This window comes from Micrococcus flavus (assembly GCF_014204815.1).
GTDB lineage: Bacteria > Actinomycetota > Actinomycetes > Actinomycetales > Micrococcaceae > Micrococcus > Micrococcus flavus.
Genome location: NZ_JACHMC010000001.1, coordinates 1,475,628 through 1,488,624, shown reverse-complemented (window position 1 = coordinate 1,488,624; position 12,997 = coordinate 1,475,628). Strand labels below are relative to the sequence as shown.

Genomic DNA, 12,997 nt, shown 5'->3' with positions numbered 1-12,997 from the left:
CACGCCTAGACTGGCGGCATGACCGACGCCTCGCTGAGCCCCCGCACGCCCGTGACCCGTCAGGACGGCCGCGCCGTCGACGAGCTGCGTCCCATCACCGTCACCCGCGGGTTCTCCCGCCAGGCCGAGGGCTCCGCCCTGGTGGAGTTCGGCGGGACCCGCGTGCTGTGCACCGCCTCCTTCACGCAGGGCGTCCCGCGCTGGCTCAAGGGCGAGGGCACCGGCTGGGTCACCGCCGAGTACGCCATGCTCCCGCGTGCCACCTCCGAGCGGAACCAGCGCGAGTCCGTGAAGGGGAGGATCGGCGGCCGCACGCACGAGATCTCCCGGCTGATCGGCCGCTCCCTGCGCGCCGTGATCGACCTCGCGGCGCTGGGGGAGAACACCATCGTGCTGGACTGCGACGTCCTGGACGCCGACGGCGGCACCCGCACCGCCTCCATCACCGGCGCCTACGTGGCCCTCGCCGAGGCCGTGGCCTGGGCCCGCCGCGAGAGCGTGCTGAAGAAGGACGCGCAGGTGCTCACCGACTCGGTGGCCGCCGTGTCCGTGGGGATCGTGGACGGCGTCGCCATGCTGGACCTGCCCTATGTGGAGGACGTGCGCGCCGAGACGGACATGAATGTCGTGGTCACCGGCTCCGGTCGGTTCGTCGAGGTGCAGGGCACCGCCGAGGGCGCCCCCTTCGACCGCGCCGAGCTGGACGCCCTCCTGGACCTCGCCCTGGCCGGCACCGCCGAGCTCGCCCGCATCCAGGCCGAGACCCTCGCGGGGGACGCCGAGGGACGCGCATGAGCGCCGGGGGCCGGATCCCGGCCGGTGCCCGGGTGGTGCTGGCCACGCACAACCAGGGCAAGGTGCGCGAGCTGCGCGCCCTGCTCGCGGACGCGCTGCCGGACCTGGACGTGGAGACGGCCGTGGTGGACGCCGGCGCCGTGGGCGCCCCGGACGTGGTCGAGGACGGCGTCACCTTCGAGGCCAACGCGCTGAAGAAGGCGAGGGCGGTCGCCGAGCACACCGGCCTGGTGGCCGTGGCCGACGACTCCGGCCTGGCCGTGGACGTCCTGGGCGGCGCGCCCGGGATCTTCTCCGCCCGCTGGGCCGGGCGCCACGGTGACGACCACGCCAACCTCGAGCTGCTGCTCGCGCAGCTGCAGGACGTCCCGGACGAGCACCGTTCGGCCGCCTTCGTGTGCGCCGCCGCGCTCGCGGTCCCGGCGGGGGCCTCCGGCCCGGCGCGCGAGCACGTGGAGCTGGGCCGCATGCCCGGCACCCTGCTGCGCGAGCCCGTGGGCGTGGGCGGGTTCGGCTACGACCCGATCCTGCGGCCCGAGGGCGAGGAGCGCTCCACCGCGCAGCTGAGTGCGGCCGAGAAGAACGCGATCAGCCACCGGGGCCGGGCATTCCGAGCCCTGCTGCCCCACCTCGTGGCGGCGCTCGAGTCGCGCCTGTGACCGCGGGGCCCGGTCCGGCGTCGCCGTGGGGGCCGGCGGCGCAGCCGGGCCTGGACTTCACGGCGATCGACTTCGAGACCGCCAACGGCTTCCGCGGCTCGGCCTGCGCGGTGGGCCTAGTGCGCGTGCGGGACGGGCGCATGGCGGAGCGGGCGGTGTGGCTGATGCGTCCCCCGGCCGGGTTCGACCGGTTCGACCCGCGCAACACCCGCATCCACGGCATCCGCGCCGAGCAGGTGGCGGACGCGCCGCGGTTCGCGGAGGTCCACGAGCGGATCGCGGACTTCGTGGGCTCGGACGTGCTCGTGGCGCACAACGCGGCCTTCGACGTCGGCGTGATCGAGTCCGGCCTGGAGGTCTCCGGGCGGGACGTGCCCGCCTACGACTACACCTGCAGCCTCACGCTCGCCCGCCGCGTGTACCGCCTGGCCTCGTACGCCCTGCCGTCCGCCGCGCGGGAGGCCGGCTTCACGCCGGGGCGGCACCACGACGCGCTGGCCGACGCCGAGGCGTGCGCCGCCATCCTGATCGACATCGCGGCCCGGACCTGCGCCCCTGGTGAGGCCTCCGTGGACGCCGTCCTGGCCGTCCAGGGGATGCGCCGCAGCACCCTGCCGGCACGCGGCGCGGGACAGGGACGGGAGTCCCGCGCCACCCGGCAGGCCCGCCTGCAGCCGGGACTGTTCGACGCCACCGTGCCGCTCGCGGACGAGCGCGACCTGCCGGACCTCATGCGGTGGCCCGACGAGGGCGTGAACCCGGAACCGGACGTCGACGCCGACCCCACCCACCCCCTGTACGGACAGACCGTGGTGTTCACCGGCGGGATCGGGATGTCCCGCCAGGAGGCCAAGCTCCGGGCCGCGGCGCGAGGCGCCCGCACCGCCAACCGCGTCAACGCCCGCACCACCGTGCTCGTGGTGGGGGACGGGCTCTCCGCGGCGGACCTGGCGGAGGCCGCGCGCCAGGAGCCAGCGGGGTCGGTCGGAGCGGTCCGGGCGGCGGGGCCGCGCGCCGAGTGGGTCAGCTCCGCGCTGGCGCACCGCAAGACCCGTGAGGCCCTGGCCCGCCGCGCGCGCGGGCAGGCGCTGTCCCTGGTGCCCGAGGAGGAGTTCCTGCGGATGGTGGGGGACGACGGCCCGGCCGGTGCCGGGCCCGGGGCCGCCGACTGAGTCCGAGCCCGCCGGCGGGCCCCGGCTCAGGACGTGGCGCCCACCCAGCGGCGCACGGCCTCCGCCAGCACCTCCCGCTCGCGGATCCAGGCCGGCACGGCGGCGGTGGCCTCCGCGGCGTCCCCGGCGTCGACCCCGAGGACCGCCATGCCGTGGAGGGCGCCCAGCAGCTGCCCGGCCAGCGAGGCGGTGGAGTCGGAGTCCCCGCGGTGGTTGGCGCCGATCCGCAGCGCCAGCGCCAGCGCCGCGGTCGGGTCCGCGGCCCGCGCCTGCCCCACGAGCGCGGCGTACACGGCGATCCCCAGGGCCTCCTCGGCCACCCAGCCCTCGCCGAGGGCGGCCGGCAGCGTGCCGGGGGCGCCGACGTCGTCCGGGGCCTGGGCGGCCGCCGCCAGGGCCGCGTCCAGGGCGGCGGCCGTCTCCGCCCCGTCCGCACCGACCGTGTCGAGCCACGCCCGGGCATGGGCCACGGCGTCCGGCAGCCCGAGGCCGCGGAGCACCGCGGAGACGGTCAGGGCGTACGCGGCGGCCGCCGTCCACGCGGTGGGGTGGCCGTGGGTGAGCACGGCACCCTGACGGGCCAGAGACACCACGTGGTGGTCCTCCAGGCCGGGGACCATCCCGTAGGGCGCCGAGCGCATGACGGTGCCGCAGCCCTTGGAGTCGGGGTTCTTCGGGTCGCCGGGCAGGCCCATGCCCGGGCTCGCCAGCCCGGACAGGCACGCGTTCCCCGGGGCGCGGCGGGCGTGCAGCTCCGCGTGGGCGTCGATCCAGCGGTCCGGGGCCGGCGGGGCCCCCTCGGGCAGGACGCCCGTCTGCGTCCGGTGCCAGCGCAGGCACGCCAGCCACACGCACGCGGCCGGGTCCGCGGCCTGGCCGTCGTTCTGCCACTCGATCCACTCGAGCAGCCCGTCCAGGACGAAGAGGGTCATCTGGGTGTCGTCCGAGACGGGCAGGTCGGCGAGACCCGTCGCGGCGAGCAGCGCGGCGGCGTCCGTGACGCCGTCGGCGCCCAGCCGGGCACGGATCGCGGCGTCGTCGTCGAACTCCACCGCGTAGCCCAGGGCGTCGCCCGCGGCGCCGGCCGCGAGCAGGCCCGCCACGCGGGAAGGATAGGGGACGGCGGGGGCGGGGGAGTCGGTCATGGGCACCATCGTAGGGACGGCGCGGACACGGCACCGGGGTGGGCCGACGCGCCTGTCGTGTCCGGGGTGTTCCTAGAGTGGGGCCATGCTCCTGCTGCACACCTCCGACTGGCACATCGGCCGCTCGTTCCACGGCACCGGCCTGCTCGAGTCCCAGCGCGCAGTGCTGGACCAGCTCGTGGCCACCGTCCGCGAGCGCGGTGTGGACGCCGTCCTCCTGGCCGGGGACGTCTACGACCGCGCCCTGCCCCCGGCCGACGCCGTGCGTCTGCTGGACGGGACCCTCGCCGCGATCCGGGCCGCGGGGGCGCAGGTGGTGATGACCAGCGGCAACCACGACTCCGCGGTGCGCCTCGGATTCGGCGGCGCCCTGATGGCCGGCTCCGGCGTGCACCTGCGCACGGACCCGGACCGTCTCGCCGAGCCCGTGCTCCTGGAGGGCCGGGACGGGGAGCGCGCGGCGGTCTACGGCATCCCCTACCTGGAGCCGCGCCACCTGGGGCAGGCGTGGGGCGTGGACCCGCACCACACCCCGGTGATGCGGGAGGCCGTGCGCCGCGTCCGGGAGGACCTCGACGCGCGGCGGGCGGATCCCGACGCCGGTCCCCTCGCCTCGATCGTCCTGGCCCACCTCTTCGCGGCCGGCGGCGCCGGGAGCGAGGGGGAGCGGGACATCGGCGAGGGCGAGCACCTCGACGGCACGGGGCAGGACCCCGAGGCGCTCGTGGGCACCCTCGGGCAGGTGCCGGTGAGCGTGTTCGACGGGCTGGACTACGTGGCCCTGGGCCACCTGCACGGGCGGCAGACCATGGCCGAGTACGTCCGCTACTCCGGCTCCCCGCTGCCCTACTCCTTCGGGGAGTGGCGGCAGGAGAAGGGCGGCTGGCTCGTGCACGTCGCCGACGGCGCGGTGACCGGGGTGGAGGCGGTCGACTGGCCCGGCGGCCGGCAGCTCGCCGTGCTGGCCGGCCCGATCGCCGAGCTGCTCGGGTCCGCCGAGCACGCCTGGGCGGAGGACCGCTGGGTCCAGGTCACCGTCACGGACGACGAGCGCCCGGAGAAGGCGCTCGAGCGCCTGCGCTCCCGGTTCCCGCACGTCCTGGTGTTCCGGCACGAGCCCGCCGGCGGCCGGAGGGAGCGGGAGCGGACCTACGCCCAGGCGCTGCGGGAGGCCCCGTCCGACCTGGCTCTCACCACCGGCTTCGTGCACCACGTGCGCGAGCGCGCCGCCACCGAGGAGGAGGCCGCCCTGCTGGACGAGGCCCTCAGCGCCGCCCGAGGGCAGGAGGCCCGGGCATGAGGATCCACCGCATCCGTCTGACGGGCATCGGCCCCTACGCCGAGACCCAGGACGTCGACTTCGACGCGCTCAACAGCGCGGGCCTGTTCCTGCTGGACGGACCCACCGGCGCCGGCAAGTCTACCGTCCTCGCCGCGCTCTGCTACGCCCTCTACGGCTCCGTGCCGGGCGGACGCTCGCCGGAGTCCCTCGTGACCACGCTGCGGCCGCCCGGCTCGGTGGTGCCGGAGGTGCTCGTCGAGTTCACCGTGCAGGGCCGCCGCTTCGAGGTCCTCCGCTCGCCCCGCCACGCCCGTCCGAAGAAGCGGGGCGCGGGCACCACCACCACCCAGGCCGCCGTGTCCCTGCGCGAGCGGCAGGACGGGGGCTGGGGCGCCCCGCTGACCCGCGCCGACGAGGTCGGCCAGCAGATCGCCGACGTCCTGCACCTGGATGCCGAGCAGTTCATGCAGGTCGTCATGCTGCCCCAGGGCCAGTTCGCCCGGTTCCTGACGGCGTCCTCGGAGGAGCGGCGCCGGCTGCTGCGCCGCCTGTTCGGCACCCAGCGCTTCGACGGCGTCGAGGAGCACCTCAAGGCCGAGTCCGCCCGCCTGGACACGCGGGTGGCCGCCGACGCGCGCGTCGCCCAGAGCGCCCGCGACCAGCTGCGCGAGGCCGCCCGGGAGGAGCTCGGGGAGGACTGGCACGAGCCCGCCCCGTACCCCGAGGAGGACGAGGCGCTCCTGGCCCTCGTCGTCGACCGCGCCGAGGCCGCCCACGCCGCCGCGACGGCGCGGCAGGCCGAGGCCGAGGCCGCCGAGACGGCGGCGCGGACGGGGCTCGAGCAGCTGCACCGGACGGCGCAGGCGCTGCAGGCCGCCGCGGGCTGGGCCGAGCGCGAGACCGCCCACCGGGCCACGGCCGAGGCCACCGCCGCGGACCGTGCCGCGGTGGAGGGCCACCGCCGGGCCGAGGCCGTGGTGACCGCCGCCGTCCGGGCCGAGGAGGCGACCGCCGCCGCCGCGGCCGCCGAGGGAGACGCGCGCGGGGCGCGGGACCGGACCGAGGCCGACACCACGGCCGCCGGGTGGCTCACCGCCGCCCTGGCCGAGCACGCCGACGAGCAGCGGGCCGTCCGTGCCGCGCTCCAGGCCGGGGGCTCGGCCGCGGAGTCGATCGCCGCGGCCGTGCGGGACCGCGACCGCAGCGCCGGGCTGCAGGCGCAGCAGCAGGCCGCCGCGCAGCGCCGGGCGGCCATCGTGGGCGAGCGCCGGACGGCCGAGGAGGAGCACACCGCCTGCGCCGAGGAGGTGGCGGCGCTTCGTGGGGAGGTCGAGGCCGGAGCGGCCCGTCTCGGCGCCCAGGAGTCCGTGGAGGCCGAGCTGGCCGCCGCACGCGGCCGCCTGACGGCCGCCGAGACCGCCGCCGCCCGGGCGGCCGAGGTCGAGGCGGCGGAGCAGGCCCACCGGAAGGCCGGGGCCGCCGAGGAGAGGGCCGTGCGGAAGCGGCTGGACCTGCTCCGGGCCCGCTACGAGCAGGCCGCCTCCGAGCTGGCCGCGCAGCTCGAGGACGGCGAGCCGTGCCCGGTGTGCGGCGCGGTGGAGCACCCGCGGCCGGCTGCACCGGCGGACGGGGACGCGCAGGTCACCGAGGCCGCCGTCCAGCGGGCGGAGAAGGCCCTGGACACGGCCGCCGCCGCCACGGCCGCGGCCGCCGCCGAGCTGAGCGGGGGGCAGGCCCGCCTGCAGGAGGCCCGCACCGCCGCCGGAGGCCTGGACCCGGAGCAGGCCGCCGCCGCCGTCGAGACGGCCGAGGCGGCGACGGCGGAGCTGGCCCGCGCGCAGCGGGAGCTGGCCGCCACGCGCCGTCGGCTCACCGCCGCCCAGACGCGGCAGGAGGCCGCCGCCGCACGGCTGGCCGCACTCACCACGGAGGACGGCCGGCTCGAGGAGCAGTCCGTCCAGCGCGCCGAACGCATCGCCGAGCTCGAGGAGGCCGTCGCCGCGGCCGCCGGCGGGGCCGAGGACCTGGAGGCCCGCCGGGACGCCGTCGACGCCGCCCGCCCCCTCCTCGAGGCCCTGGACGAGGCCCTCACCCGTCGCGCCTCCGCGGCGACGCTGGCGGCCCAGGCCGACGAGGCCCTGCAGGCCACCCTCGCGGAGAAGGGCTTCCCGGACGTGGCCGCGGCCCGCGGCGCACGGCTCGAGGCCGGGCAGGTCGCCGCGCGGGAGGAGACCGTCCAGGCCTTCGACCGCGAGGCCTCGGCCCTGGCCGCGCTCGCCGCGACCGCGCTCGTCCAGGACGGGCGCGCCCTGCGCGAGGCGGAGACCCCGGCCCCGGACGAGGAGCGGCTCTCCGAGGCCGAGCGGCGGCTCGAGGCCGCCGAGGCCCTCGCCCGCGAGCGGGGCGCCGCCGTCGGGTCCCGTGCCGCCCTCGTGGCGGCGGTGCGCCGCCAGTCCGCCGCCCTGAGGGAGGTCCTCGACCGGGCCGCGGACCTGATCGCCGAGCACGAGCGGGTCGCCGGCCTGCTCGCCCTGGTGCGGGGCGCGGGGGAGAACCGCCTGAGGATGCCGCTGACCAGCTACGTGCTGGCCGGCCGGCTCGAGGAGGTCGCCGCCGCGGCCACCGAGCGACTGCTGCGGATGACCGACGACCGCTACTCCCTGGAGTACGCGGACGAGGTGGGCGGACGCGGCACCAAGGGCCTGGAGCTCGTCGTCCGGGACCACTACGTGGACGAGGTGCGGCACCCCAGCAGCCTCTCGGGCGGGGAGACCTTCATGGCCTCGCTGTCCCTCGCGCTCGGCCTCGCCGACACCGTGCAGGCCGAGTCCGGGGGCATCGAGCTGGACACGCTCTTCGTGGACGAGGGCTTCGGGTCCCTGGACTCGCAGACCCTGGACGTGGTCATGGGCGTGGTGGACTCGCTGCGCAGCGGCGGCCGCACCGTCGGCCTGGTCAGCCACGTGGAGCGCATGAGGAACGACGTCCCCACCCGCCTGGCCGTCACCAAGGACCGCCGTGGCTCCACCCTGGCCGTCCATGACGGCGACTGACCCCCTCCGCCGCGTCGGCTCAGGCGCGGCGGAGGCGGCTCCGCATCGCGGTGCCCGCCCGGGAGATCCGGCCGCGCAGACCGGATCGGACGGGCCGCGCCGCGGCGGCCCCGGTGCCCGTCGTCGACTCGGGGACCGCGGCGGAGGGACCGGCCGCGGCGCGCTCGGCCGCCTCCCGCTCGAGCCGCTCCCGCTCCGCGCGGGCGGCCTCCTCGCGCTCGGCCTGGAGGCGACGCTCCCCCCGGGCCTCGGTGAGCCGGTACAGCACCGGCACGAGCACCAGGGTGAGGAGGGTGGAGGACACCAGGCCGCCCACCACGGCCACGGCCAGCGGCTGGGAGATGAACCCACCCTGACCCGTGACACCCAGGGCCATCGGCAGCATGGCCAGCACGGTGGCCAGCGCGGTCATCACCACGGGGCGCACGCGGTTCAGGGCGCCCAGCTCGATCGCCTCGTCCAGCCCCAGGCCGCGGTGGCGCCGGTACTGGTTGATCAGGTCGATCAGCACGATCGCGTTGGTCACCACGATGCCGACCAGCATGAGCACGCCGATCAGGGTGGCCACGCCCAGCGCCGTGCCGGTGAGCAGCAGCGCCAGGAAGACGCCGGTGGCGGCGAACGGGATGGACACGAGCAGCACGAACGGCTGGCGCAGCGAGTTGAACGTCGCCACCATCACCACGTAGACCGCGGCGATCGCGGCCAGCAGCGCCAGGCCCAGGTCGCGGAACGTCTCCTGCTGCTGGGTGGCGGCGCCGCCCACGGTGGCGGTCACGCCGTCCGGCAGCTCCAGGCCCTCGACGACGTCGGACACCCGCCCGGCGACCGCGCCCAGGTCGTCCGAGGCCGGGGTCACGGTGACCTCCGCGGTGCGCTCGCCGTTCGAGGAGGTCACCTGGGACGGCACGTCCTCCTGGCTGACCTCGGCCAGCGTCTCGAGCGCCACCGGACCGGACGGGGTCTGGACCGGGACCTCCCGCAGCTGCTGCAGGCTGGTCACGGGGGAGGGGTCGCCGAGGCGGACGGTGAACTCCTCGAAGCCGAAGCGCACGTCCCCGATCGGCACGGCCTGCAGGGCGGCGGCCACCTGGCCGGAGACCGCCTCCTCGGTGAGGCCCGCCTCGGCGGCGGCCTGCGTGTCCACGTCCACCTGGAACGTGGGACGCGTGCGCGCGGCCGCGGTGGAGACCTCACGGGCGCCCTCGACGCCGCGCAGCTGCGCCGCCACGGACTCCGCCGCGGCGTCCAGCGACTCCGGGTCCGGGGCGGTGACCTGGACGGTCACGTCCTGCTCGCCGCTGGGGCCCTGCTGGGCGGAGACCTCCACGGTCCCCACGTCCTGCAGGGCCTCGAGGCGTCCGCGGACGCCGTCGCGCAGGGCCTCCTGGTCGGCGTCGGGGTCCGTGGTCACGGTGAACTGGGCCTCGTCCGAGGACTGGCCGCCGAAGCCGCCGAGGAAGCCGCCCGCGCTGCCCGCGGTGAACTGCACCGTATCCACGCCCTCGGTGGACAGGAGCACCTCCTCGATGCGCTCCGCGGCCCGCGAGGTGGTCTCGAGGGACGTGCCGGAGGGCTGCTGGGCCGTCACCACGAACGAGTTCTGCCCGGAGTCGCCGAGCAGGTTGGTCGGGATCAGCGGGATGAGCGCCGCGGTGCCGGCCAGCAGGGCCACGGAGGCCGCGAGGGTGGCCACGGCGTGGCGTTGGGTCCAGCGCAGCACCGGACGGTAGGCGCGCGCCAGGCGGTCGTCGGCCGCGCGCGGCCGGTCGGCCTCGCCCACGGCGTGCTCGGCGGTCCGCGGCGCGCGCAGGAACCACCAGCACAGCACCGGGACGATGGTCAGGGCCACCAGCAGGGACGCGAGCAGCGCGATCGTAGTGGTCACGGCGAAGGGCCGGAACAGCTCGCCGGCGAGCCCGCCCACGAACGCGATCGGCAGGAACACCGCCACCGAGACGAGGGTGGAGGCGGTGATGGCCGTGGCCACCTCGCCGGTGCCGGTGAGGATGGCGGTGCGCTTGTCCTCGCCCAGCCCCATGTGGCGGCGGATGTTCTCGACCACCACGATCGAGTCGTCCACCACGCGGCCGATCGAGATGGTCAGCGCGCCCAGGGTGAGCGTGTTGAGGGAGTAGCCGAAGGCCGCAACGCCGATCAGGGCGGTGAGCAGGGACAGCGGGATGGACACCGCGGTCACCAGGGTGGAGCGGGCCGAGAGCAGGAACACCGCGATCACGAGGACCGCCATGCCCAGGCCCAGCAGGCCCTCCACGAAGAGGGTGTCGATGGACTGCTCGATGAACGGGGCCTGGTCGAACACCACAGAGAGACGGGCGCCGTCCCCGGCCAGGGACTCGAGCTCCGGCAGGATCTCCTGCACGGCGGTGGAGACGGCCACGAGGTCCGCGTCCGGGGTCGCGGTGACGCTCACCGACAGCGTCTCGACGCCGTCGGTGCGGGTCACGGAGGCGGGGTCGGCGGCGCCGAGGGAGACCTCGGCGACGTCGCCGAGCCGCTGCGGCGCGGGCGCGGGCGTCCCGGGACCGCCCCCGCCGGCGTCGGCCGGGGCCGAGGCGGCGTCCTCGGCCGGGACCACCGTCACCGCGCGCAGGTCGTCCAGGTCCTCGACGGGCGCGCCCGCCTGGACGGGGTAGGTGACCTCGTCCGCGGTGACCTGGCCGATGGGGAACAGGCCCGCGTTCTCCTCGAGCGCGGTGGTGATGTCCTGGGCGGTGAGGCCCGCGGCGGCCAGGGCCGCCTGGTCCGGGACCACCGAGACGAACTCCTCGGTGCCGCCGATCACCTGGGCACCGCGCACCCCGTCCACCTTCTGCAGGCGGGGGACGAGCACGTCCTCGGCGCGGCGGCGCAGCTCGTTGAGGTCGGCGTCGCCGGAGAGGGCGAGGAAGACCACGGGGAAGTCGGAGACGGAGCCGGCGAACGACGTCGTCTCGGCCTCCTCCGGCAGCTGCGCCTGGAGGTTGGAGATCACGCGGTCCACCTGGGACCGGGCGCGGGTGAGGTCGGTGCCGTACTCGAACTCGAGCGTGACGCTGTTGAACGAGGACGCGGAGGTGGAGCGGGACGACTCGAGCCCCTCGACCGCCTGCAGGGCGGTCTCGAGGGGCTCGCCGACCTGGGCGTCCACCACCTCCGGGCTCGCGCCCGGGTAGGTGGTGGACACCGAGATCACCGGCAGCTCGAGCGAGGGGATGAGCTCCCGCTTGAGCTGACCGGCGGAGAGGACGCCGAACACCGCGATGAACACGGTGACGAGCGCCACGAGCGCCCGCCGGGACAGGGAGGACCGAGAGAGAGCACCCATGGAGGGCTCAGCCGAGCTGGAGCGCGGCGTCGGTGGCGGCACGCACGTCCGAGAGCAGCCGGGGATCGTCGTTGAGCGTGCGGCCCAGTGAGGGGATGAGCTCCTTCAGGCGGGGCTCCCAGGCGGCCGACTTGGCCGGGAAGCAGCGCTCGAGCAGCGTCACCATGATCGGGGCCGCGGTGGAGGCGCCCGGGGAGGCGCCGAGCAGGCCGGCGATCGATCCGTCGGCGTGGCTGACGACCTCGGTGCCGAACTGCAGCACGCCGCCGAACTTCCCCTTCTTCTTCATGACCTGCACGCGCTGGCCCGCGGTGATGAGCTCCCACTCCGAGCCGTCGGCGGCCGGGTAGAACTCCTGCAGGGTGTCCACCTTCTTCTCGTTGGACTTCAGCACCTCGGTGATCAGGTACTTGGTCAGGTCCATGTTGTCCTTGGCCACGTTCAGCATGGTGGGCAGGTTGTGCGGGCGCACGGACAGCGGCAGGTCCAGGTAGGAGCCGGACTTGAGGAAGTTCGTGGAGAACCCGGCGTACGGGCCGAAGAGCAGGGAGCGCTTGCCGTTGACGAAGCGGGTGTCCAGGTGCGGCACGGACATGGGCGGGGCGCCCACGGCGGCCTGACCGTAGACCTTGGCCAGGTGGCGGTCCACCACGGCCTCGTCGGTGCAGCGCAGGAACTGGCCGGAGACGGGGAAGCCGCCGAAGCCCTTGATCTCCGGGATGCCGGAGTTCTGCAGCAGGCCCAGGGCGCCGCCGCCGGCGCCCACGAACACGAAGCGGGCGCGGTCGGTCACGGAGGTGCCGGCCGCCTTGTTCTTCACGGTGACCTCCCAGCGGCCGTCCGTGCCGCGCGCCAGGCCGGTCACCTTGTGGCCGAAGCGCACGTCGGCGCCGCCAGCGGACAGGGCGGTGACCAGCTGGCGGGTCAGGGCGCCGAAGTCCACGTCCGTGCCGGAGGCGACGCGGGAGGCGGCCACTCGCTCGTCGGCGCCGCGGCCGTCCATCAGCAGCGGGGCCCACTCGTTGATCCGGGCGTGGTCCTCGGTGTGCTCCATGTCCGCGAACAGCGGCTCGGCGGACATCGCCTCGTAGCGCTTGCGGAGGTACTCGGCGTGGTCGTCCCCGCGCACGAAGGACATGTGCGGCAGCGGGTTGATGAAGCCCTTGGGGTCCTTCAGCACGCCCTCGGTCACGAGGGAGGACCAGAACTGGCGGGAGACCCAGAACTGCTCGTTGATGCCCTTGGCCTTCGCGGTGTCCACGCGGCCGTCCTTGCCCATGGGCGAGTAGTTCAGCTCGCACAGGGCCGCGTGGCCGGTGCCGGCGTTGTTCCACGGGTCGGAGGACTCGAGGCCGGCCTGGTCGAGGTTCTCGTACAGGGCGATGGACCAGGTGGGCTCCAGCTTCTGGAGCATGACGCCGAGGGTGGCGCTCATGACGCCGCCGCCGATCAGGACGACGTCGTGGGTGGAGGACGAGGGGGTGGGCACGGTCTGCTCCTGGGGCTCGACGGCGAGGGCGGTGCACCGGCGGATCCCGTCCGGGCGGGGTCTCGCACGCCGGT

The 12,997-nt window shown here is 75.9% G+C and carries 8 protein-coding genes; 5 read left to right on the top strand and 3 right to left on the bottom strand.

Annotated elements, in window-relative coordinates; genetic code table 11:
- Positions 1–18: 18 nt before the first annotated feature.
- Genes rph through BJ976_RS06865 form a run of 3 tightly spaced genes read left to right on the top strand, consistent with a single transcriptional unit; the run spans position 19 to position 2,626 of the window.
- On the top strand, positions 19–795 hold the full coding sequence (rph, locus tag BJ976_RS06875; RefSeq protein WP_135028181.1) for a ribonuclease PH: 777 nt from the start codon (positions 19–21) through the stop codon (positions 793–795).
- A complete protein-coding gene (gene rdgB / locus BJ976_RS06870; protein ID WP_135028179.1) occupies positions 792–1,454 on the top strand; it encodes an RdgB/HAM1 family non-canonical purine NTP pyrophosphatase in 663 nt (220 codons plus the stop codon). Before rph ends, rdgB begins: the two co-directional genes overlap by 4 nt.
- Positions 1,451–2,626: a 3'-5' exonuclease gene (locus BJ976_RS06865; RefSeq protein ID WP_135028177.1), complete on the top strand. Its 1,176-nt coding sequence runs from the start codon at positions 1,451–1,453 to the stop codon at positions 2,624–2,626. Before rdgB ends, BJ976_RS06865 begins: the two co-directional genes overlap by 4 nt.
- Positions 2,627–2,652: 26 nt before the next feature.
- On the opposite strand, the gene BJ976_RS06860 is transcribed toward BJ976_RS06865, so the two are convergent.
- Entirely contained in the window at positions 2,653–3,771 is a 1,119-nt protein-coding gene (locus BJ976_RS06860) for an ADP-ribosylglycohydrolase family protein (protein ID WP_135028175.1), read from the bottom strand.
- 85 nt (positions 3,772–3,856) lie between these two features.
- Between BJ976_RS06860 and BJ976_RS06855 the strand changes: the two genes are divergently transcribed.
- Positions 3,857–5,071: an exonuclease SbcCD subunit D gene (locus tag BJ976_RS06855; RefSeq protein ID WP_135028173.1), complete on the top strand. Its 1,215-nt coding sequence runs from the start codon at positions 3,857–3,859 to the stop codon at positions 5,069–5,071.
- On the top strand, positions 5,068–8,106 hold the full coding sequence (locus BJ976_RS06850) for an AAA family ATPase (RefSeq protein ID WP_135028171.1): 3,039 nt from the start codon (positions 5,068–5,070) through the stop codon (positions 8,104–8,106). Before BJ976_RS06855 ends, BJ976_RS06850 begins: the two co-directional genes overlap by 4 nt.
- A 19-nt stretch (positions 8,107–8,125) precedes the next feature.
- Here the strand turns inward: BJ976_RS06850 and BJ976_RS06845 are convergent, their stop codons facing one another.
- Both BJ976_RS06845 and BJ976_RS06840 read right to left on the bottom strand, forming a co-directional pair.
- Positions 8,126–11,434, bottom strand: coding sequence for an efflux RND transporter permease subunit (locus tag BJ976_RS06845; RefSeq protein WP_135028169.1), 3,309 nt, complete (start codon positions 11,432–11,434; stop codon positions 8,126–8,128).
- A 7-nt stretch (positions 11,435–11,441) separates the two neighbouring features.
- Positions 11,442–12,923: a malate:quinone oxidoreductase gene (locus BJ976_RS06840; RefSeq protein ID WP_135028167.1), complete on the bottom strand. Its 1,482-nt coding sequence runs from the start codon at positions 12,921–12,923 to the stop codon at positions 11,442–11,444.
- Positions 12,924–12,997 lie beyond the last annotated feature (74 nt).

What these genes read in the sequence shown, in the direction of transcription:
- BJ976_RS06860 (WP_135028175.1), bottom strand. Translation starts at nt 3,771, where the DNA reads ATGACCGACTCCCCCGCCCCCGCCGTCCCCTATCCTTCCCGCGTGGCG.
- BJ976_RS06855 (WP_135028173.1), top strand. Translation starts at nt 3,857, where the DNA reads ATGCTCCTGCTGCACACCTCCGACTGGCACATCGGCCGCTCGTTCCAC.
- BJ976_RS06845 (WP_135028169.1), bottom strand. Translation starts at nt 11,434, where the DNA reads ATGGGTGCTCTCTCTCGGTCCTCCCTGTCCCGGCGGGCGCTCGTGGCG.
- rph (WP_135028181.1), top strand. Translation starts at nt 19, where the DNA reads ATGACCGACGCCTCGCTGAGCCCCCGCACGCCCGTGACCCGTCAGGAC.
- rdgB (WP_135028179.1), top strand. Translation starts at nt 792, where the DNA reads ATGAGCGCCGGGGGCCGGATCCCGGCCGGTGCCCGGGTGGTGCTGGCC.
- BJ976_RS06850 (WP_135028171.1), top strand. Translation starts at nt 5,068, where the DNA reads ATGAGGATCCACCGCATCCGTCTGACGGGCATCGGCCCCTACGCCGAG.